This window comes from Streptomyces sp. NPDC021012 (assembly GCF_044333355.1).
Classification (GTDB): domain Bacteria; phylum Actinomycetota; class Actinomycetes; order Streptomycetales; family Streptomycetaceae; genus Streptomyces.
Genome location: NZ_JBIRQU010000004.1, coordinates 648,411 through 668,828 on the forward strand (window position 1 = coordinate 648,411; position 20,418 = coordinate 668,828).

18 protein-coding genes and 1 riboswitch are annotated in these 20,418 nt (G+C 71.5%); of the genes, 13 read left to right on the forward strand and 5 right to left on the reverse strand.

Going from position 1 to position 20,418, the window contains the following annotated elements; all coding sequences use genetic code 11:
* The first annotated feature begins 34 nt into the window (after positions 1–34).
* A complete protein-coding gene (locus ACH4TP_RS17160) occupies positions 35–1,288 on the forward strand; it encodes an Ig-like domain-containing protein (RefSeq protein WP_389224213.1) in 1,254 nt (417 codons plus the stop codon).
* A 69-nt stretch (positions 1,289–1,357) separates the two neighbouring features.
* Here the strand turns inward: ACH4TP_RS17160 and ACH4TP_RS17165 are convergent, their stop codons facing one another.
* Positions 1,358–1,759, reverse strand: coding sequence for a hypothetical protein (locus tag ACH4TP_RS17165; RefSeq protein WP_389224210.1), 402 nt, complete (start codon positions 1,757–1,759; stop codon positions 1,358–1,360).
* Positions 1,760–1,961: 202 nt separating this feature from the next.
* Here ACH4TP_RS17165 and ACH4TP_RS17170 point away from each other — a divergent pair, with 202 nt between their 5' ends.
* The 6 genes from ACH4TP_RS17170 to ACH4TP_RS17195 all read left to right on the forward strand — a co-directional run bounded on the left by ACH4TP_RS17170 (position 1,962) and on the right by ACH4TP_RS17195 (position 9,133).
* Positions 1,962–2,582: a heme-copper oxidase subunit III gene (locus ACH4TP_RS17170; protein ID WP_041128837.1), complete on the forward strand. Its 621-nt coding sequence runs from the start codon at positions 1,962–1,964 to the stop codon at positions 2,580–2,582.
* 74 nt (positions 2,583–2,656) lie between these two features.
* On the forward strand, positions 2,657–3,466 hold the full coding sequence (locus tag ACH4TP_RS17175) for a c-type cytochrome (protein WP_389224207.1): 810 nt from the start codon (positions 2,657–2,659) through the stop codon (positions 3,464–3,466).
* Positions 3,463–4,515 (forward strand): Rieske 2Fe-2S domain-containing protein, encoded by a 1,053-nt coding sequence (locus ACH4TP_RS17180; protein ID WP_389224204.1) that lies wholly within the window; start codon positions 3,463–3,465, stop codon positions 4,513–4,515. The genes ACH4TP_RS17175 and ACH4TP_RS17180 overlap by 4 nt, the downstream gene beginning before the upstream one ends.
* Complete coding sequence (locus ACH4TP_RS17185; RefSeq protein ID WP_389224201.1) at positions 4,512–6,137, forward strand: cytochrome bc complex cytochrome b subunit; 1,626 nt, start codon at positions 4,512–4,514, stop codon at positions 6,135–6,137. The genes ACH4TP_RS17180 and ACH4TP_RS17185 overlap by 4 nt, the downstream gene beginning before the upstream one ends.
* A 133-nt stretch (positions 6,138–6,270) precedes the next feature.
* Positions 6,271–7,335 carry an anthranilate phosphoribosyltransferase gene (gene trpD, locus ACH4TP_RS17190; RefSeq protein WP_398438427.1) on the forward strand — a complete coding sequence of 355 codons (1,065 nt, stop codon included), beginning with the start codon at positions 6,271–6,273 and terminating at the stop codon, positions 7,333–7,335.
* 87 nt (positions 7,336–7,422) lie between these two features.
* Positions 7,423–7,539: riboswitch (SAM riboswitch) on the forward strand.
* Between the two features lie 184 nt (positions 7,540–7,723).
* A complete protein-coding gene (locus ACH4TP_RS17195) occupies positions 7,724–9,133 on the forward strand; it encodes an aminotransferase class V-fold PLP-dependent enzyme (protein WP_398438429.1) in 1,410 nt (469 codons plus the stop codon).
* 71 nt (positions 9,134–9,204) lie between these two features.
* Here ACH4TP_RS17195 and ACH4TP_RS17200 read toward each other — a convergent pair whose 3' ends face one another.
* A complete protein-coding gene (locus ACH4TP_RS17200) occupies positions 9,205–9,486 on the reverse strand; it encodes an Lrp/AsnC family transcriptional regulator (protein WP_017238849.1) in 282 nt (93 codons plus the stop codon).
* Positions 9,483–10,217: a rhomboid family intramembrane serine protease gene (locus ACH4TP_RS17205; RefSeq protein WP_389224192.1), complete on the reverse strand. Its 735-nt coding sequence runs from the start codon at positions 10,215–10,217 to the stop codon at positions 9,483–9,485. Before ACH4TP_RS17205 ends, ACH4TP_RS17200 begins: the two co-directional genes overlap by 4 nt.
* Before the next feature lie 158 nt (positions 10,218–10,375).
* On the opposite strand from ACH4TP_RS17205, the gene ACH4TP_RS17210 reads away from it, so the two are divergent.
* The 5 genes from ACH4TP_RS17210 to ACH4TP_RS17230 all read left to right on the forward strand — a co-directional run bounded on the left by ACH4TP_RS17210 (position 10,376) and on the right by ACH4TP_RS17230 (position 15,931).
* Positions 10,376–10,618 (forward strand): hypothetical protein, encoded by a 243-nt coding sequence (locus ACH4TP_RS17210; RefSeq protein ID WP_389224189.1) that lies wholly within the window; start codon positions 10,376–10,378, stop codon positions 10,616–10,618.
* 33 nt (positions 10,619–10,651) lie between these two features.
* Entirely contained in the window at positions 10,652–12,016 is a 1,365-nt protein-coding gene (locus ACH4TP_RS17215) for an NYN domain-containing protein (protein WP_389224185.1), read from the forward strand.
* Between the two features lie 257 nt (positions 12,017–12,273).
* A complete protein-coding gene (locus ACH4TP_RS17220) occupies positions 12,274–13,326 on the forward strand; it encodes an NlpC/P60 family protein (protein ID WP_389224182.1) in 1,053 nt (350 codons plus the stop codon).
* A gap of 198 nt (positions 13,327–13,524) precedes the next feature.
* Entirely contained in the window at positions 13,525–14,568 is a 1,044-nt protein-coding gene (locus ACH4TP_RS17225) for an NlpC/P60 family protein (protein ID WP_398438432.1), read from the forward strand.
* A gap of 145 nt (positions 14,569–14,713) precedes the next feature.
* Entirely contained in the window at positions 14,714–15,931 is a 1,218-nt protein-coding gene (locus tag ACH4TP_RS17230) for a hypothetical protein (protein ID WP_398438434.1), read from the forward strand.
* Positions 15,932–15,946: 15 nt separating this feature from the next.
* Here ACH4TP_RS17230 and ACH4TP_RS17235 read toward each other — a convergent pair whose 3' ends face one another.
* Positions 15,947–17,203 carry a glycosyltransferase 87 family protein gene (locus ACH4TP_RS17235; RefSeq protein ID WP_398438435.1) on the reverse strand — a complete coding sequence of 419 codons (1,257 nt, stop codon included), beginning with the start codon at positions 17,201–17,203 and terminating at the stop codon, positions 15,947–15,949.
* A gap of 99 nt (positions 17,204–17,302) precedes the next feature.
* Here ACH4TP_RS17235 and ACH4TP_RS17240 point away from each other — a divergent pair, with 99 nt between their 5' ends.
* Positions 17,303–18,445 (forward strand): glycosyltransferase family 4 protein, encoded by a 1,143-nt coding sequence (locus tag ACH4TP_RS17240; protein ID WP_398177718.1) that lies wholly within the window; start codon positions 17,303–17,305, stop codon positions 18,443–18,445.
* A gap of 66 nt (positions 18,446–18,511) precedes the next feature.
* On the opposite strand, the gene ACH4TP_RS17245 is transcribed toward ACH4TP_RS17240, so the two are convergent.
* Positions 18,512–20,308: an AMP-dependent synthetase/ligase gene (locus ACH4TP_RS17245; protein WP_389224167.1), complete on the reverse strand. Its 1,797-nt coding sequence runs from the start codon at positions 20,306–20,308 to the stop codon at positions 18,512–18,514.
* Positions 20,309–20,418 lie beyond the last annotated feature (110 nt).

Consider the following 20,418-nt stretch of genomic DNA (forward strand, 5'->3'; position numbering starts at 1 on the left):
CGCCGGTCGCGAGGAACGTACTTAGCGTGAGGTCATGAACGACACGCCGCGCATTCGGACTGTTCTGAGCTGCACCCTTCTGGCCGTCACCGTCACCGCCGGCGCCACCTCGTGCGCGGGCTCCGACGGCCACCCGCTGTCGGAGAAGGCCTACGACGCGGCGGACCAGCTCGCGGTCAGCGCCCCCGCCGACGGCGCCAAGGCGGACCCCGAGAAGCCCCTGGAGATCACCACCAAGGGCGACGACGGCCGGATCACCGACGTCACCGCCACCGACTCCTCCGGGCACCACCTGGCCGGCGAACTCACCGCGGACGGACAGCGCTGGCGCTCCACGGCCGCCCTCGCGGCCGGCGCCCGCTACACGGTCCGGGTGGCCACCGAGGACGAGGACGGCGCTCCAGGCGCCCGTACGTTCACTTTCGAGACGGCTCCGGCCAAACGGGCCCTCACCGTGACCTTCGGGCCGGAGGCGGGCACGTACGGCGTCGGACAGCCCATCACGGCGGAGCTCAGCCTCCCCGTCAAGGACCGGGCGGCCCGCGCGGTCGTCGAACGGGCCCTCAAGGTCCGCTCCACGCCCGCCGTCGAGGGCTCCTGGTACTGGGTGGACGACAAGAAGCTGCACTTCCGTCCGAAGGAGTACTGGCCGGCCGGGGCGATCGTCACGGCCACCGGCAACCTGGACGGCCTCAAGGTCGGCGACAAGCTCTACGGCGGCGCCTCCAAGCCGCTGAAGCTCACCATCGGCGACCGGATCGAGGCCGTCGCGGACGCCGAGTCGCACTACATGACCGTGAAGCGCAACGGAGAAGTGATCAACACCATTCCGGTGACCACCGGCAAGCCCGGCTTCTCCACCCGCAACGGCATCAAGGTGGTGCTCGGCAAGGAGTACTACGTGCGGATGCGGGGCACCAGCATCGGCATCTCGGAGGGCAGCTCCGACTCGTACGACCTGCCCGTGTACTACGCCACCCGGGTGACCTGGAGCGGCGAGTACGTGCACGCGGCGCCCTGGTCCGTCGACTCGCAGGGCGTCGAGAACGTCAGCCACGGCTGTGTCGGCATGTCGACGGGGAACGCGGCCTGGTTCTACGAGACCGTCCGCCCCGGAGACGTGGTCCGGGTCGTCAACAGCGCCGGCGAGGCGATGGACACCTTCGGCAACGGCTACGGCGACTGGAACATGCCGTGGGACAAGTGGCGCACGGGCAGCGCCCTGGTGGAGACCGCCGGAAGCCCGGTGACCCCCGACGAGAAGGCCCGTCTGAGGCCCTCGATCTGACCCCGGGGGGGGCCGACGCCGGAGGGGCCTGTCCGTCGGACAGGCCCCTCCGCGCGGGGCCGGGGCGGCTCAGGCGTCGATCGACAGGCGTGAGCGCAGCAGGGCGGCCAGGGAGGCCGCGAACTCGACCGGTTCCACCGGAAGGGTGACCGCGGCGTCCGCGCGGCTCCAGGTGGCCAGCCAGGCGTCCTGCGGGCGTCCGATGAGGAGCAGCACCGGCGGGCACCGGAAGACCTCGTCCTTGATCTGCCGGCACACCCCCATGCCTCCGGCGGGCACCGCCTCGCCGTCGAGCACGCACACGTCGATCCCGCCCTCGTCCAGGCGCTTCAGGACCGCCGGCAGCGTCGCGCACTCCACGAACTCGACCGGGGGAACGTCGGCCGCGGGCCTGCGTCCGGCCGCGAGCCGCACCTGCGCGCGGGTGTTGGCGTCGTCGCTGTAGACCAGGACCGTGGCACTCGACTGCATCGTTCCTCCGTGGGGAAGTCCGTGGGAAGGTCGTCGATCGATGCGCCGGATGCTACTCCGGTCCACACCCCGTCAACACCCGTTCAGCACCTGTTCGAACGGCGCTCCGGGGCCCTCGCACTGGGCCGTTCGGGCTGGACACGGCCCCCTGACACTCCGAACGGCACCCCCCGGAGTGAGGGCGGGATAAGCGACCGACATAATGTCGGTCGTGGCGACAGTAACGACAGTAGAAACAGGGCACGCGCACCCGTCGGTCAATCGACCGAACCTCACCAGCGTCGGAACCATCATCTGGTTGAGCTCCGAGCTGATGTTCTTCGCGGCCCTCTTCGCGATGTACTTCACCCTGCGATCGGTGACGGGTCCCGAGTTCTGGGCGGAAAAGGCCTCGGCCTTGAACTTCCCCTTCTCGGCGACCAACACCACGATCCTGGTGCTCTCCTCCCTCACCTGCCAGCTCGGCGTCTTCGCCGCCGAGCGGGGCGATGTGAAGAAGCTCCGGACGTGGTTCATCATCACGTTCGTGATGGGTGCGATCTTCATCGGCGGCCAGGTCTTCGAGTACACCGAGCTGGTCAAGAAGGACGGCCTCTCGCTGTCCTCGGACCCGTACGGCACGGTGTTCTACCTGACCACCGGCTTCCACGGACTGCACGTGACGGGCGGTCTCATCGCCTTCCTGCTGGTCCTCGGCCGGACCTACGCCGCCAAGAGGTTCACCCACGAGCAGGCAACCGCCGCCATCGTCGTGTCCTACTACTGGCACTTCGTCGATGTCGTCTGGATCGGCCTCTTCGCCACGATCTACATGATCAAGTAATCGGTTCCGCCTCCACGGCGGACCGAGACATCCAGCAAGCATCGACGCAGAAGATCCTGACACCGGGGTAATCCGTGAAAAAGCTCTCCGCACGACGACGCCATCCGCTGGCGGCGGTCGTCGTCCTACTTCTCGCGCTGGCGGCCACGGGGGGGCTGTACGCCGCGTTCGCGCCCGCGGGCACGGCGAAGGCCGATGAAACCGCCCAGTCCCTCGCCATCGAGGAGGGCAAGAAGCTCTACTCCGTCGGCTGCGCCAGCTGCCACGGAACCGGCGGTCAGGGCACCACTGACGGCCCGTCCCTCGTGGGCGTCGGTTCGGCCGCGGTCGACTTCCAGGTCGGCACCGGCCGTATGCCGGCCCAGCAGCCGGGCGCCCAGGTCCCGCGCAAGAAGGTCATCTACTCGCAGGCCGAGATCGACCAGCTCGCGGCGTACGTGGCCTCCCTCGGCGCCGGCCCGATCGCGCCGACCGAGGGGCAGTACAGCCCTGACGGTGCCGACATCGCCAAGGGTGGCGAGCTGTTCCGCACCAACTGTGCCCAGTGCCACAACTTCACCGGTGAGGGTGGCGCGCTGACCTACGGCAAGTACGCCCCGAGCCTTGAGGGCGTGGACCCGAAGCACCTCTACGAGGCCATGCAGACCGGCCCGCAGAACATGCCCTCCTTCCCGGACACGACCATGCCGGAGAAGGAGAAGAAGGACATCATCGCGTACGTCCAGGCCGTCAACGGCGACAAGTCCGCCAGCCCGGGTGGCCTCAAGCTCGGTGGCCTCGGCCCCGTCAGCGAGGGCCTGTTCGCCTGGATCTTCGGTCTGGGTGCGCTGATCGCAGTTGCCATCTGGGTCGCGGCCCACACCGCTAAGGCCAAGAAGTCATGAGTAGCCAAGAGATTCCAGAAGAGACCCTGCCGGCAGGGCAGGACACCGCGCACGGCGCGGTGACGGTCGCCGACGACCCGTTCGCCGACCCGGGCCTCCCGCCCCACAAGCCCCGCATCCAGGACATCGACGAGCGGGCCGCCCGCCGGTCCGAGCGTGCGGTCGCCTTCATGTTCACGCTGTCGATGCTGGCCACCATCGGCTTCATCGCCTCGTACGTGATCTTCCCGGTCGACAAGATCGTGTACATCTGGCCCTTCGGCCACGTGTCCGCGCTCAACTTCGCCCTGGGTCTGACCCTCGGTGCCGCCCTCTTCTTCATCGGCGCGGGCGCGGTCCACTGGGCCCGCACCCTGATGTCCGACGTCGAGGTCGCCGACGAGCGTCACCCGATGGCGGCGACCCCCGAGGTCAAGGCGAAGGTCATGGCGGACTTCGCGGCCGGTGCCGCCGAGTCCGGCTTCGGCCGCCGCAAGCTGATCCGCAACACGCTCTTCGGAGCGCTCGCGATGGTTCCGCTGTCCGGCATCGTCCTGCTGCGTGACATGGGCCCGCTGCCCGAGAAGAAGCTCCGCTCCACCATGTGGACCAAGGGGCTCCAGCTCATCAACATGAACACGCACGAGCCGCTGCGTCCCGAGGACGTCGCGGTCGGTTCGCTGACCTTCGCGATGCCCGAGGGCCTCTCGGAGCACGACGAGCACTTCCAGACCGAGATCGCCAAGGCCGCCCTGATGATCGTCCGGATCCAGCCGGAGGACATCAAGGACAAGCGCGAGCTCGAGTGGTCGCACGAGGGCATCGTCGCGTTCTCGAAGATCTGCACCCACGTGGGCTGCCCGATCTCCCTGTACGAGCAGCAGACGCACCACGTCCTCTGCCCGTGCCACCAGTCCACCTTCGACCTCTCCGACGGAGCCCGCGTCATCTTCGGCCCGGCCGGTCACCCCCTTCCGCAGCTGCGGATCGGCGTGAACGACAAGGGCTTCCTCGAGGCGCACGGCGACTTCGAAGAGCCCGTCGGTCCTGCCTTCTGGGAGCGCGGATGAGCACTGTGACCAACACGCAGAAGAAGGCGCCCGCCGGTGAGCGGGTCGCCGACTGGGCCGACGGCCGCCTGGGGATCTACACGCTGGCCAAGGCCAACATGCGGAAGATCTTCCCGGACCACTGGTCCTTCATGCTGGGCGAGGTCTGCCTCTACAGCTTCCTCATCATCATCCTGACGGGCGTCTACCTGACGATGTTCTTCCACCCGTCGATGAACGAGGTGGAGTACGTCGGACCGTACGTCCCGCTCCAGGGACAGCTGATGTCCGAGGCGTTCAACTCGACCATGCACATCTCCTTCGAGGTGCGCGGTGGTCTGCTCATCCGGCAGATCCACCACTGGGCGGCGCTGATCTTCCTCGCCGGCATGTTCGTGCACATGATGCGCGTCTTCTTCACCGGCGCGTTCCGCAAGCCGCGTGAGATCAACTGGCTGTTCGGCTTCCTGCTGTTCTTCCTGGGCATGTTCACCGGCTTCACCGGTTACTCGCTCCCGGACGACCTGCTCTCCGGCACCGGTGTCCGCTTCATGCAGGGCGCGATCCTGTCCGTGCCGGTCCTCGGCACGTACCTGTCGATGTTCCTGTTCGGCGGCGAGTTCCCCGGCGGCGACTTCGTCGCCCGGTTCTACTCGGCGCACGTGCTGCTGCTCCCCGGCATCATGCTGGGCCTCGTGGTCGCCCACCTCATCCTGGTGTTCGTCCACAAGCACACGCACTTCGCCGGCCCCGGCCGCACCAACGACAACGTCGTCGGCATGCCGCTGCTGCCCGTGTACATGGCGAAGGCCGGAGGCTTCTTCTTCCTGGTCTTCGGTGTCATCGCGGTCATCGCGGCGATCGCCTCGATCAACCCGATCTGGGCCATCGGCCCGTACCGCCCGGACCAGGTGTCCACCGGCGCCCAGCCCGACTGGTACATGGGCTTCGCCGAGGGTCTGATCCGTGTCATGCCGGGTTGGGAGATCAACCTGTGGGGCCACACGCTGGTCCTCGGCGTGATGATCCCGCTGGCGATCTTCCCGGCGGTCCTCGCGGCCATCGCGGTCTACCCGTTCATCGAGTCCTGGATCACCGGCGACAAGCGCGAGCACCACATCGCGCAGCGCCCGCGCAACGCTCCGACGCGCACCGCCTTCGGTGTCGCCTGGATCACCGCGTACATGATCATGCTCGTGGGTGGTGGAAACGACCTCTGGGCGACCCACTTCCACCTGTCGCTGAACTCGATCACCTGGTTCGTGCGGATCTTCTTCTTCGTCGGTCCGGTCATCGCGTTCATCGCCACCAAGCGGATCTGCCTCGGCCTCCAGCGCCGCGACAAGGACAAGGTGCTGCACGGCCGCGAGTCGGGCATCATCAAGCGCCTGCCGCACGGTGAGTTCGTCGAGGTCCACGAGCCGCTCAGCCAGGGCGAGCTGCACCGCCTCACGGCGCACGAGCAGTACGCGGCCGCCGAGCTTCCGCCGGCCGTCGACGAGAACGGCGTCGAGCGCAAGATCGGCCGCATGGAGAAGCTCCGGGTCAAGCTCAACAAGGGCTACTACGGCGACGACAACCAGATCGCCAAGCCCACGGTCGAGGAGTACAAGGAGATCCAGAGCGGCCACGGCCACCACTGATCGCCTTTGAACACCTGACCTTGTAGGTCGCCACGGCGAGAGCCCCGTCCATTCGATGGACGGGGCTCTTTGCCGTCCCCGGAGGTCGATAGGGTGGAACCGTATCCGTCACGTGATCATCACAGGAGCTGCCATGAGCGCTGCGACCCCCGCTGGAGGACCTACGTCGGCGGGCCGCTCCTGGCCCGTCCTCCTGAACGGCCTGCTCGACGGCCAGGACCTCACCGCCGACGACACGGCCTGGGCGATGGACCTGATCATGAGCGGCGAGGCGACCGACGCGCAGATCGCCGGGTTCATGGTGGCGCTGCGCGCCAAGGGCGAGACCGTGCAGGAGATCGCCGGCCTCGTACGGACCATGTACGCGCATGCCAACGTCATCGAGGTGCCCGGGAAGACCGTCGACATCGTCGGCACCGGCGGCGACGGCGCCAAGACGGTGAACATCTCCACGATGGCGTCGATCGTGGTCGCCGGGACCGGTGCCAAGGTCGTCAAGCACGGCAACCGCGCCGCCTCCTCCGCCTCCGGCTCCTCCGACGTCCTGGAGAAGCTCGGCGTCAACCTCAACCTGACCCCGCAGCGGGTCGCCGAGGTCGCCGACGAGGCCGGCATCACCCTCTGCTTCGCGATCAAGTTCCACCCCTCGCTGCGGCACGTGGCCGCGGCCCGCGGCCAGCTGGGCATCCGGACGACCTTCAACGTCCTCGGTCCGCTGACCAACCCGGCCAAGGTGCGGGCCCAGGCGGTCGGCGTCGCCGACCCGCGCATGGCGCCGATCGTGGCCGGGGTCCTCGCCGAGCGCGGCAACTCCGCCCTCGTCTTCCGCGGCGACGACGGCCTGGACGAGCTGACCACCACCTCCACCTCCCGGGTCTGGGTGGTGAGGGACGGCGGCGTCACCGAGGAGCGCTTCGACCCGAGGGACGTCGGCATCGGCCTCGTCCCCCTGGAGGCGCTGCGCGGCGAGGACGCCTCGTACAACGCCGACGTCGCCCGCCGGCTGCTCGCGGGGGAGACCGGGCCGGTACGGGACGCGGTGCTGCTCAACGCGGCGGCGGCGCTCACCGCCCTGGAGCCCGGCACGGGCACCCTGGCGGAGCAGCTGGCCGCGGGCATCGCGAAGGCGGCCGAGTCGGTCGACTCCGGCGCGGCCCGCCGGTCCCTGGAGCGCTGGATCGCCGCCAGCAACGCCTGAGGGCATGTGAACGGCGCATTGCGACCCCGTCCCGGATGCCGGGACGGGGTTGCGGCGTCGTGATCGTCTGGCATAAGTTCTGGAACAGGTCATGAGTGACAGCTGCAAGGCCCCGGCCGGCTGTCCGGCAACCCTCCGTCCGTGGCGGGGTGCCCCGGGTGAAGACCAGGCCGTACGAGCAGAAGCCTGCGGCAAGCGCGGACCCCTGCGCACCACCCTGGGGTCCTTGGTCCTCTAGGGAGCGTTGTCTCGTGAGCAAGCGAATGCGTTAGGGCCTTTCCGGCCCCTCTTCCCCTCTCCACCCGTATGCGGCGCAGCCCTTCGCGCGCTGCCGTCCCACGGGCCCCTTCACGCCTTTCGCGCCCCTTTTATGCCGGGAGATACCGCCATGTCCGCACGCCCGAACGCCGCCGTTGAGACCGCCACCACCGTCGAGACCACCGCCGTCGAGTCCGCCGACCCCTGCTGCGCCGCCCCGCTGCCGGTCCTCGGCCGGGACGTCACCGTCCCGCTCGTCACCGGCGGCGAGGTGACCTACGCGGCGCTCGACTACGCGGCCAGCGCGCCGGCCCTCCAGCGGGTCTGGGACGACGTTGCCGCGTACGCCCCGTACTACGGCAGCGTGCACCGCGGCGCCGGCTACCTCTCCCAGCTCTCCACCGACCTCTTCGAGAACAGCCGGGTCACCGTCGCCGAGTTCCTCGACTGCCGCCCCGACGACCAGGTGGTCTTCACCCGCTCCACCACCGACTCGCTCAACCTGCTCGCCGCCGTGATCCCGGCGGACTGCCAGGTCTTCGTCTTCGAGACCGAGCACCACGCCTCGCTGCTGCCCTGGCGCGACGCCCGGGTCACCTACCTCAACGCGCCGCGCACCCCGCAGCAGGCCGTCGAGACCCTGGAGCGCGCCCTCGCCGACCGCGACCCCTACGGTCCGGCCCTGGTCTGCGTCACCGGCGCCTCCAACGTGACCGGCGAGCTGTGGCCGGTGCGGGAGCTGGCGGCCGCCGCGCATGCGCACGGCGCCCGGATCGTGCTCGACGCCGCCCAGCTCGCGCCCCACCACCCGGTCTCCGTACGGGAGTTGGACGTGGACTGGGTCGCCTTCTCCGGGCACAAGCTGTACGCGCCCTTCGGCTCCGGCGTGCTCGCCGGCCGCGCCGACTGGCTGCAGGATTCCGAGCCCTACCTCGCGGGCGGTGGAGCGTCCCGCAAGGTAGCCCGTCGGGCCGACGGTGGTGTGGACGTGGAGTGGCACACCACGTCGGCCCGACATGAAGCCGGTTCGCCGAACGTCATCGGCGTCTACTCGATCGCCTCCGCCTGCAAGGCGCTCACCGAGGCCGGCTTCGACTCCCTCGTCGCCCGTGAGCGGCACCTGATCGCCAAGGTCCGCGAGGGCCTGGCCGAGGTGCCCGAGGTGCGCGTCCTCTCGCTCTTCGGCGACGACGCGCCCCGCGTGGGCGTCATCTCCTTCGTCGTGGAGGGCTGGAACAGCTCCCACTTCGCCGCCGCGCTCTCCGCCGAGTACGGCATCGGCGTCCGCGACGGCCTCTTCTGCGCCCACCCGCTGGTCCGCACCCTGCTCGGCAGCGACCCGCAGGACCCGGGCGAGTGCGGCGCCCCCGAGGCGGCTCCGGGGGAGCGGTCCCTCAACGCCATCCGGGTGAGCTTCGGCGCCGGTACGCCGGACGAGCACGTGGAGCGGTTCGTCGGCGCGGTGAAGGAGCTCGTCCGGGACGGCGCGCAGTGGAAGTACCGCACCGAGGACGGCCGCTGCGTCCCGGACCGCGGCTGATCAGTCACTCGTACGGGTGAAGGGGGCCTCCCGGTCTGGAGGCCCCCTTCAGTCGTGCCGCAAGCGCGGTGTCAGGACTCCAGGCCGATGGCGAAGGCCGCCTCCAGGTCGTGCTGGGAGTACGTGCGGAAGGCGACGTGGGTGTCCGTGGCCTCGACGCCCGGGATCTTGCTGATCCGGCCGGGGATCACGTCCGCCAGGTCGTCGTGGCGCGGCACCCGGACCATGGCGATCAGGTCGTACGTACCGGTGACCGAGAAGACCTCGCTGACGCTGTCGAGCGCGGCGATCGACTCGGCGATCTCGGGGATCCGGTCCACGCTGGTCTTGATGAGCACGATCGCGGTGATCACGGCTGGCTTTCTCCCTCGGTCGCCGCGGCTGGGGCTTTCACTCTATCCCCACCGCGGAAGCGCCCCCAGGCGTAGAGGAAGCCGACGGAGAAGCCCACGACATGGGCCAGATAGGCGACGCCCGGTCCCGCGCCCGCCGCCCGCGCGGCCAGCCACTGGAGCGTGAACCAGAAGATCAGCACGATCCAGGCGGGGAAGCGCAGCGGCAGGAAGAACAGGAAGGGGAAGAGACTGGTGACCCGGGAACGCGGGAAGAGGAAGAGAAAGGCCCCGAGCACCGCGGAGATCGCCCCGGAGGCCCCGACGAGGGTCTGCTCGCTGTCGGCGTGCGCCACCGCGTACCCGAGCAGGGCGACGTAGCCGGTCCCCAGGTAGAAGAGGCAGAACTCGACCGGCCCCATGCGCTCCTCGGCCATCGCGCCGAAGACGTACAGGAAGAGCATGTTGCCCAGGAGGTGGAGCCAGCTGCCGTGGACGAAGAGCGCGGTCAGCGGGGTGAGCAGGGCGCGCGGATCGCCGCTCGTCAGCTCGGCGGGCACGACGCCCCAGCGGCGGAAGTAGGCGCCCTGCGCGGCGAGCAGCTCGTCGCCCGTGCCGTACGCCGGGGCGAGTCCGGCCACCGGACTGATCACGAAGAGCAGGCAGCAGGCGGCGATCAGTCCGTACGTCACCGTGGGGCCGCTGCGGGTGCCCCGCCAGGCACCGAGGGCCGCGCCTCGCCAGTCGATCATGGACAGATCATGGCGTACCGGGGCCGAAGTGGACAGAGTGCCTCGCCGTGCCCCGGTCTCCCCGCGAGGCCTTAGGGTTACGGGCACCACCACCGCAGTTCGACGGCGCACCGCGGCACCCGCACCTGGTACCACGCAACAGGAAGAAGGACGGACCGATGACGACGGTTCCCCTGCCGACCGACGAGACCCGCTGGCGCTGCACGCTCTGCGGCAACCTCACCCGCTTCGACGTGACCCGTTCCTCCAAGGTCGTGGAGTACGTCCATCTGGACCTCGCCGGGGACCCGACGGTCGAGGAGCGGCAGGTGGTCAGTGAGACCATCGAGTCGGTCCGCTGCCGCTGGTGCAACGCGGTGGACCAGATCGAACTGGTGGACAGGCCGGGCACCGCCTCCTGAGGGGCGGTACGGACGACATAGGGGTGACGGATCGTGGAGCAGCCCGCGCACGGTGGTGAGCCGGCCGGCGCGGCAGGTGACGCTGCCGAGACGCTCGACCACCCATTGCCGGAAGGCGTACGGCGGCGGGTCGTCGCGCTGGTCGCGGACGCCTTCGGCGGGCTCACCGTCGCGGAGCTGCCCGCACCCCTGCGGCAGTACGCCCGCTTCACCGCGAGCCGGCGGGCCAAGTTCGCCGGCAACGCGATGGCCGCCGCCCTGGAGAGCGACCCGCTCTTCCGGCAGCGGATCGGCGAACGGTTCAAGCAGGGGCAGCCCGAGCTGGCCGGGGCCGTGGAGACCGGCACCCCGCCCGCGGCCGCCGACCCCGTCGACGTGGCGGCGGCCGCCTATGTGCTGCGCCCGCCCGGCTGGGTCAAGCTGGTCGCCGCCGCCGGCGAGGAGGCCCAGCGGGTCGACGCCGAGCGGGCCGACGAGGCCGGCCGGCGCGAGCTGGAGCGGCTGCGCGAGGAGCTCGCCGCCGCCCAGGACCGCTCCAGGGGCGAGACCGAGCAGCTCCGGCGCGATCTGGAGACCGCCCGCAAGGAAGCGGAATCGCTTCAGCGCAAGCTGCGCAGCGCCCAGAGCGACATCAAGCGCGGCGAGGCCGCGCTGCGCAAGGTGCAGGGCGAGATCGAGGCCGCGCGCGCGGAGTCGGCGGCCCAGGTGTCGGCCGCCGAGAGCGAGACCCGGCGGCTCAGGGCCCGGCTCGGCGAGGTCGAGGCGGCTCTGGAGGCGAGCCGCAGGACCGCCCGCGAGGGCCGCTCGATGGAGGACATGCGGCTGCGGCTGCTGCTCGACACGGTCCTCGACGCGGCCCAGGGGCTGCGGCGCGAACTCGCGCTGCCGCCCGTCTCGGTGCACCCGGCGGACACCGTGGACGCGGTGGAGCCGGGGCGGATGTCCCCGAAGGACATCGCGGCGCGGGCGCTCTCCGAGACGGACCCGGCGCTGCTCGACCAGCTGCTCGCGCTGCCGCAGGCGCATCTGGTCGTCGACGGCTACAACGTCACCAAGACCGGCTATCCCACGATGCCGTTGGAGAAGCAGCGGCTGCGGCTGCTCGGCAGCCTGTCGGCCCTGGCGGCCCGCTCGGGCGCCGAGGTCACCTGTGTCTTCGACGGGGCGGAGCTGGCGGCCCCGGTGCTGCTCGCGCCGCCGCGCGGGGTGCGGGTGCTGTTCTCCAAGCCCGGTGTCACGGCTGACGAGTTGATCCGTCAGCTGGTCAGGGCGGAGCCGCCGGGGCGGCCGGTCGTGGTGGTCTCCACCGACCGCGAGGTGGCCGACGGGGTCGCGAAGGCGGGGGCGAGGCCGGTGACGTCCGCCTTGTTGCTGAAGCGGCTTTCGCGTCTCTCGTGACGCATTGCAAGTCCTGGGCGGTATGCCCGAATTATGGATGGCGCACCGTCAAGTGCTCATCACTGCCCGTGCGATGTATGTAAATAAAGTGGTGCGTGAGCGAGATTTTTGCCATCGGGATTTGAACTGATCACAACTTGGTCACTAGGGTCGGGCTTCGAACCTTCGCGCGGTTGATCACCCATCCGGGGTGGCGGCGGAGGAACCGCCTGCCCCTGACCGGTTGGGCGGCTCTGAGGAAGAAGGAGCTCGCCCCCGTGGCGTCCCACCGTCGACCCAAGCAGCCGAGCCGTACCCGTGTGACCGTGCTCACCGTGACCGCAGCCGCCGCCGTGGCGCTGACCGCGCAGTCCGGGGCCCAGGCCGCTCCCGCCAAGCCGAAGATCGACGAGGTCAAGTCGAAGGTCGACAAGCTCAACGAAGAGGCAGAGGTCGCCACCGAGCAGTACAACCTCGCCGACGAGCAGCGGGGCAAGCTGCAGAAGGAGATCACCCAGCTCCGGGACAAGGTGGCCCGCGGCCAGGAGGAGCTCAACACCCTCCGCGACCAGATCGGTTCGGTCGCCAGCGCCCAGTACCGCTCCGGCGGCATAGACCCGGCCCTCCAGCTCTTCCTCTCCGCCGACCCGGACACCTACCTCGACAAGGCGTCCGCGATCGACCAGCTGAGCGCCCAGCAGGCCGACGTGCTCACCACGATCCAGGCCAAGCAGCGCACGCTCGCCCAGGAGCGGGCCGAGGCCACCTCGAAGCTCGCCGACCTCGAGGACGTCCGCAAGACCCTCGGCGAGAAGAAGCAGAAGTACCTCGGCAAGCTGGCCGAGGCCCGCAAGCTCCTCGACACCCTCACCGCGGCCGAGCGCCAGAAGATGGAGCAGCAGGACCGGGAGAAGGCGCAGCGCGCCAGCCGCGACGCCGCCGGCGCCCGCCCCGACCTGGGCAACGAGGCCCCCGGGAGCAGCTTCGGCGCCGCCGCGCTCGCCGCCGCCGCCACCCAGCTCGGCAAGCCGTACGTCTCCGGCGCCGAGGGCCCCTACTCGTACGACTGCTCCGGTCTGACGATGTGGTCCTACCGCCAGGCCGGTGTCGGCATCACCCGCACCACCTACACCCAGCAGAACGACGGCGTGAAGATCGGCCGCAGCCAGCTCAAGCCGGGCGACCTGGTCTTCTTCAACAACCTGGCGCACGTGGGCCTGTACGCGGGCAACAACACCGTCCTGCACGCCCCCCACACGGGCGCCGTCGTCCGCTACGAGTCCATGAGCACCATCGGCTCGTTCATGTTCGGCGTCCGCGTGGCCGGCTGACCCGCCGCCGCGACCCGCTCCGGCCCACCGCCCAATCGGGTGGTTCGCCGCGACGCGCACTGACCTGACGCCCCGCCGGTGACCTGTGTTCTCCGGCGGGGCGTCACTTTGTGTGCCCGGCGCCTTCGTTGGACGAGGACTGATCAACGGCTACTGTCTGCCGCGCCAGTCTGCGTCGAGCCGAACGGAGCGCGATTCGTGGCGTCCCACCGCCGACCCGCGAGGGTCACCGTCCTCACCGCCGCCGCCGCGGCCACCGCGGCGGCGTCCCTCGGGGCCGTCCCCGCGAGCGCCGACCCCGGGGCCACGCCCGCGGCCACCCGCGCCACGGTCGACCGCCTCTTCGAGGAGGCCGAGAAGGCCACCGAGGGCTACAACCGCGCGGACGAGAAGGCGGACGCGCTGCGCCGGACGGTCTCCCAGGCCCAGGACAGCCTCGCCCGGGGCCAGGAGCGCATCAACCGCATGAGGGGCGTGCTCGGCGCGGTCGCCGGGGCCCAGTACCGCTCCGGCGGCATCGACCCCGCCCTCGCCCTGCTGCTCTCCTCCGACCCCGACAGCTATCTCGACCGGGCCACCGCCCTGGACCGGGTCACCGCCCGCCAGAGCGCCGCGCTCGGCGAACTCCGGCGCGAGCAGCGCGCCCTGAGCCAGAAGCGGAGCGAGGCCCGCACGGCCCTCGCCGAACTGGAGCAGAGCCGGGCCGAGGTCGCCCGCCACAAGCGCACCGTCGAACGGAAGCTCGCCGAGGCCCGCCGGGTGCTCGCCTCCCTCACCGTCGAGGAGCGCACCGACTACGAACGCGCCTCCCGCACCGGCGAGCGCGCCGGCGGGCCCGACGGCGGGCCCGACGGCGGGACCGCCGAGGCCCTGCCGCCGCTCGCCGACCTCGGCCCCTCGCGGGCCGCCGCCGCGGTCATCGCCGCCCGCAGCGCGATCGGCAGGCCGTACGTGTGGGGGGCGACCGGCCCCTCCGCCTTCGACTGCTCGGGCCTGATGGTCTGGTCGTACCGCCAGGCCGGGATCAGCCTCCCGCGCACCTCCTCCGCGCAGCGGTACGCCGGCCGGCAGGTCCCGCTCTCGCAGGCACAGCCCGGCGACCTCGTCACCTACCGCGGCGACGCCAGCCACGTCGCCATCTACGCCGGGAACGGCCAGGTCATCCACGCCCCCTACCCGGGCGCGCGGGTCCGCTACGACCCGGTGAACATGATGTCCCACGTGACGGTGACCCGGGTCTGACGCGCTGCTCTTCCCGCTCGCCTCCGGGGCGCCCAAGCCGGGCTCACAGGTCCGGGCGTGCTCGCCCCCTCGTTCCTCGGGGGCTCCGCGCGCCCGGACCTGTTCCCCCGGCCGCGCCCCTTCGGCGCCCCGTACGATCGAGGGCGTGGCGACCCGGCGGAACGCAGCGGTGCGCGGCGCGGCGGCGGGTCTGCTGGCCGCGCTGCTCGCGCTCGCCGGGTGCGCGGCCCCCGAACCGCCTGCGGGCCCGGCGCGCGGGGAGATCCAGGGCCTCCTCGACCGGCACGCGCGGGCGATGCTCGACCGGGACGAGGCCGGCTACCTCGCGGCCCTCGACCCCGCGCTCGTACCGGCCGCGCGCACCGAGTTCGACCGGCTCGCGAAGGTCCCGCTGGACGACTGGGGCTACCGGGTCACCGGGGTCGACCGGACCGGCGAGGGCAGGGCCACCGCCAGGGCCGAGCTCGGCTACCGGATCAAGGGCTACGACTCCGGGCCCGCCACCACCGAGCGGGTCCTCGACCTCGCCGAGCGGAACGGCCGCTGGTACGTCACCGGCGACCGCGCCGCCGAGGGCGCCCCGCAGCAGCTGTGGCAGCAGGGCGAGGTCACGGCCGTGACCGGTCGGCGCAGCCTCGTCCTCGGCGTGGGGCAGAGCGGGGAGCGGCTGCGGGAGATCGCGACGGCGGCGGACCGGGCGGTGCCCGCCGTCGGGGACGCCTGGCACGGGAGCTGGGCGGGCCGGATCGTCGTCCTCGTGCCCTCCTCGATCGAGGCGATGGGCCGGCTCCTCGGCGGCCCGGCCGCCTCCTACCGGGGCATCGCGGCCGTCACCACCGGCCACACGGGCGGCGGCCCCACCGCGCCCGCGGACCGGGTGATCGTGAACCCGGACGCGTACAACGTGCTGGGAGAGTTCGGCCGGCAGCTGGTCCTCACCCACGAGACCACCCATGTCGCGACCCGCGTCCAGACCACCAAGGCCACCCCGGTCTGGCTCTCCGAGGGCTTCGCCGACTGGGTCGCCTACCGGGGCACCGAACGCACCGCCGCCCAGGCCGCCCCCGAGCTGCGCCGCGCGGTCCTGGCCGGCGACCTCCCGGCGGAGCTCCCCGACGACGCGGCCTTCGCCTTCGGCGGCGACGCGGAGGCCCTGGCCCGGGCGTACGAGGGCGGCTGGCTGGCCTGCGAGCTGATCGCGGACCGCTGGGGCGAGGAGAAGCTGACCGCCTTCTACCGCGCGGTGGGCGCCCACCCCGGCCGGGACGGCGCGGTGGAGAAGGCGCTCCGGGAGGTCCTGGACACCACGCCGGAGCAGTTCACCGCCGACTGGCGGACGTACCTGGGGGAGCGGCTCGGCTGACGGCCCCGGCCCGGCTCAGAAGGAGCCGGACAGGGCCTTCTCGCGCTCCGGCCGGCCCGCCTGCGCGGGGATGGCCGCGGCGAGACGCGGCTCCGTCACCGTGTGCCGCCACAGGATCCGGCAGGCGATGAGGGTGGCGGCGATCAGCAGGCCGTTCCGCGTGAACAGCACCGCGATGCCCAGCGGATCGCTCCGCGTCACGTGCGAGAACCACACCGGGAACTCGAACTGCGTCACCGCCGTCGCCCAGAGCACCAGGTGCGCGGGCTTCCGCATCCGGCTCGACCGGTAGGCGAGGCACACCGCCGCCAGGCCGACCAGCCACAGCATGTACTGGGGGGAGAGCACCCGGCTCGTCGTCGTGAACAGCAGCACCGCCACGAAGGCCGCGTCCGCCACCGTCGACGAGGCGAAGTGCCGCGCCCGGAACCGCCACACGAGCAGCCAGCCGAAGGCGGCGACCGTGAGCACCAGCGCGGCCGTCGAGACCGTGGACACGTACGGGCCGAGGAACTCGATCGAGCCGTAGTTCATCCTCGCCTCGCCCTCCCAGCCGACGTGCCGCAGGACGTGGAAGACCATCGCGCCCAGCGACTCGACCTCCGTGCCCCGGTCGCGCTGGAACCCGAGGAAGGCCAGCGCCCCCGGCATCCACAGCAGGCAGAAGCCCAGCGCGGCCGCCGCCGCGACCACCGCCGTCGACCAGGAGCGGAAGGTCGCCCGGCCCTTCGGGGCGCCCGCGAGCAGCAGCACCGGCCACACCTTCAGGACGGCGCCGAAACCGGCCAGCGCGCCGAGGACGCGCGGGCTGCGGCCCGCCGCGAGCAGCGCGGCCACGGCGACGGCGGTGACCATCACGTCGTACCGGGCGTACGCGGTCGGGCCGAGCAGCGGGACGCCCGCCAGCCAGAACCAGGCACCGCGCGAGGAGCGGCCCGCGCGGCGGCCCGTGTACAGGAGCAGCCCGAAGACGAGGGCGTCGCAGAGGAAGGCGAGCAGGAAGAAGGCGGAGGCGTAGCCGAGGAACGGCAGCAGGCCCGGGGCGAGGATCGCGAACGCGGCGGCCGGCGGGTACTGCCAGGTGACGTCGTCCAGCGGGTACGTGCCCGTCCGCAGGACCTCGTACCAGCCCTGGTAGATGTGCGAGACGTCGAAGGTGATGTCCGGTCCGGGGATCACCACGATCTTGAAGACGCACAGCAGCAGGAGGACCCGGGAGAGCCCCCAGAGGCCGAGCGGAAGTCGCAGACCCGTGCGTGACCCGTTCCCCACGGCACCCGTCGTCACTGTCGCGTCCCTGTCCTGTCGGCCCGCGGTGGCGGGGCGGTCGTGTTGCCGGGCGGTGGATGCGATCGCGTACTGTCGGCCACGATGCACAAGACCCTGATCGTAACCAACGACTTCCCGCCGCGTCCCGGCGGAATCCAGGCCTTCCTGCACAACATGGCACTCCGCCTGGACCCCGACCGGATCGTGGTCTACGCCTCCACGTGGAAGCGCAGCCGCGAAGGGATCGAGGCGACGGCCGCGTTCGACGCCGAACAGCCTTTCACGGTCGTACGGGATCGCACCACCATGCTGCTGCCCACACCCCGGGCGACCGCCCGCGCCACCGCGCTCCTGCGCGAGCACGGCTGCGAGTCCGTGTGGTTCGGCGCGGCCGCCCCGCTCGGCCTGATGGCCCCCGCGCTGCGCCGGGCCGGAGCGAAGCGGCTCGTCGCCACCACCCACGGGCACGAGGCGGGCTGGGCCCAGCTCCCCGCCGCCCGGCAGCTCCTGCGCCGCATCGGCGAGGGCACCGACACCATCACCTACCTCGGCGAGTACACCCGCTCCCGGATCGCGACGGCCCTCACCCCGGCCGCAGCGGGGCGCATGGTCCAGCTACCGCCCGGAGTCGACGAGAAGACCTTCCACCCCGACTCGGGCGGCGACGAGGTCCGCGCCCGCCTCGGGCTCAGCGACCGCCCGGTCGTCGTCTGCGTCTCCCGGCTCGTCCCCCGCAAGGGCCAGGACACCCTGATCCGGGCCATGCCCGCGATCCTGCGGCGGGTCCCGGACGCCGTCCTCCTGGTCGTCGGCGGCGGCCCGTACGAGAAGGACCTGCACCGCCTCGCCGCCGAGACGGGCGTGGCCGGATCCGTACGGTTCACCGGCGCCGTCCCCTGGTCCGAGCTGCCCGCCCACTACGGGGCCGGCGACGTCTTCGCCATGCCCTGCCGCACCCGGCGCGGCGGCCTCGACGTCGAGGGCCTCGGCATCGTCTACCTGGAGGCCTCCGCCACCGGCCTGCCCGTCGTCGCCGGCGACTCCGGCGGCGCGCCCGACGCCGTCCTCGACGGCGAGACCGGCTGGGTCGTCCGCGGAGGGTCCGCCGAGGAGACCGCCGACCGCGTCGCCACCCTCCTCCTCGACCCCGAGCTCCGCGCCCGCATGGGCGAGCGGGGCCGGGCCTGGGTGGAGGAGAAGTGGCGCTGGGACCTGCTGGCGGAGCGGCTGCGCGAGCTGCTGTAGTCCCCGGAGCACGGGAAGGGGCCCGGGGCGATGCGATCGCCCCGGGCCCCTTCGCCGTACCCGCCCCTACTTCGTGTAGATGGCCTCGATCTCGTCGGCGAAGTCCTTCGCGACGACGTTCCGCTTCAGCTTCAGGGACGGGGTGATGTGGCCCGCCTCCTCGGTGAACTGGGCGGGGAGGATGCGGAACTTGCGGACCGACTCCGCCTTGGAGACCGCCGCGTTGCCGTCGTCGATCGCCCGCTGGACCTCCGCGACGAGGTCCGCGTCGTCCCGGAGGGAGGCCGCCGTCGAACCGGCCGGCTTGCCGTGCTCGCTCGCCCAGCGGCCGAGGAACTCCTCGTCGATCGTGACCAGCGCGCCCACGAACGGACGCCCGTCGCCGACCACCATGCACTCCGCGACCAGCGCGTGGGCCCGGATCCGGTCCTCGATGACCGCCGGGGCGACGTTCTTGCCGCCCGCCGTGACCAGGATCTCCTTCTTGCGGCCGGTGATCGCGAGGTAGCCGTCCTCGTCGAGGGTGCCGATGTCACCCGTGTGGAACCAGCCGTCCGCGAGGGCCTCGGCCGTGGCCGCCGGGTTGTTCCAGTACTCCGTGAAGATGTGCTCGCCGTGCAGCAGCACCTCGCCGTCGTCGGCGATCCGCACCACCGAGCCCGGCAGCGGCTGGCCGACCGTGCCGATCTTCTGCCGGTCCCACGGGTTGAAGGCGGTCGCCGCGCACGACTCCGTCAGGCCGTAGCCCTCCAGGACCGTGAAGCCGATGCCCCGGAAGAAGTGGCCGAGCCGCTCGCCCAGCGGCGCGCCGCCCGAGATCGCGTACTCGCCGCGACCGCCGAGCACCGCCCGCAGCTTGCCGAAGACCAGCTTGTCGAAGACCTTGTGCTTCAGCTTCAGGCCGAAGGACGGGCCCTGCGGGGTGCCGATCGCCCGGCTGTACGCGATGGCCGTGTGCGCGGCCTTGTCGAAGATCTTGCCCTTGCCGTCGGCCTGCGCCTTCGCCCGCGCCGAGTTGTAGACCTTCTCGAAGACGCGCGGCACGCCGAGGATCAGCGTCGGCCGGAACGCGGCCAGCTCGTCGGTCAGGTTCTTGATGTCCGGTACGCAGCCCAGCTTGATCGGCGCCATCACGGACGCGACCTCGACGAGCCGCCCGAAGACGTGCGCGGCCGGCAGGAACAGCAGCACCGAGCACTCGCCCGTGCGGAAGAGGGGCTTCAGCCGCTCCACCACGTTGCCGCACTCGGCGAAGAAGGCCCGGTGCGTCAGGACGCAGCCCTTGGGGCGGCCCGTCGTGCCCGAGGTGTAGACGATCGTCGCCGGGTCGTCCGCGTTCGCCGCCGACATGCGCTCGTCGAGCAGCTCGTCGGAGACGTCCGCGCCGGTGGCCGTGAGCCGCGCGACCGCGTCGTCCTCGATCTGCCAGACGCCCTTGAGGTCCGGCAGGTTCTCCCGCACGGACTCCACCGAGGCCCGGTGCGCCGCGCTCTCGACGAGCGCCAGCGTCGCGCCGGAGTCGCCGAGGATCCACTGGATCTGCTCCGGCGAGCTCGTCTCGTACACCGGCACGGTCACCGCGCCCGCGCTCCAGATCGCGAAGTCGAGGAGGACCCACTCGTAGCGCGTGCGGGAGAGCAGCGCGACCCGGTCGCCCGGCTCCACGCCGGCCGCGATCAGGCCCTTGGCGGCCCCGCGGACCTCGGCGAGGAACTGCGTGGCGGTGACATCGGTCCAGACGCCGTCGACCTTGCGCCCCATCACGGCGACGTCTGGGTGCTGGGAGGCGTTGCGGCGGATGAGATCCGTCAGGTTGCCGTCCGTGGGGACCTCGTACAGGGCCGGAAGGCTGAACTCGCGCAAGACTGCTGCTCCTCATCGGGCGCCGGCGCCACGGCTCTGTGTGATGCACCGGTGAAGTCCATGGTCGGGCAGGTGCTCGGTGGGGGTGAGCACGACTGGTGGACTGCCCG

Bases quoted from the DNA above. Each gene is read 5' to 3' on its own strand.
- ACH4TP_RS17160 (WP_389224213.1), top strand. From the start codon at position 35: ATGAACGACACGCCGCGCATTCGGACTGTTCTGAGCTGCACCCTTCTG.
- ACH4TP_RS17165 (WP_389224210.1), bottom strand. From the start codon at position 1,759: ATGCAGTCGAGTGCCACGGTCCTGGTCTACAGCGACGACGCCAACACC.
- ACH4TP_RS17170 (WP_041128837.1), top strand. From the start codon at position 1,962: ATGTCGGTCGTGGCGACAGTAACGACAGTAGAAACAGGGCACGCGCAC.
- ACH4TP_RS17180 (WP_389224204.1), top strand. From the start codon at position 3,463: ATGAGTAGCCAAGAGATTCCAGAAGAGACCCTGCCGGCAGGGCAGGAC.
- ACH4TP_RS17185 (WP_389224201.1), top strand. From the start codon at position 4,512: ATGAGCACTGTGACCAACACGCAGAAGAAGGCGCCCGCCGGTGAGCGG.
- trpD (WP_398438427.1), top strand. From the start codon at position 6,271: ATGAGCGCTGCGACCCCCGCTGGAGGACCTACGTCGGCGGGCCGCTCC.
- ACH4TP_RS17195 (WP_398438429.1), top strand. From the start codon at position 7,724: ATGTCCGCACGCCCGAACGCCGCCGTTGAGACCGCCACCACCGTCGAG.
- ACH4TP_RS17205 (WP_389224192.1), bottom strand. From the start codon at position 10,217: ATGATCGACTGGCGAGGCGCGGCCCTCGGTGCCTGGCGGGGCACCCGC.
- ACH4TP_RS17210 (WP_389224189.1), top strand. From the start codon at position 10,376: ATGACGACGGTTCCCCTGCCGACCGACGAGACCCGCTGGCGCTGCACG.
- ACH4TP_RS17240 (WP_398177718.1), top strand. From the start codon at position 17,303: ATGCACAAGACCCTGATCGTAACCAACGACTTCCCGCCGCGTCCCGGC.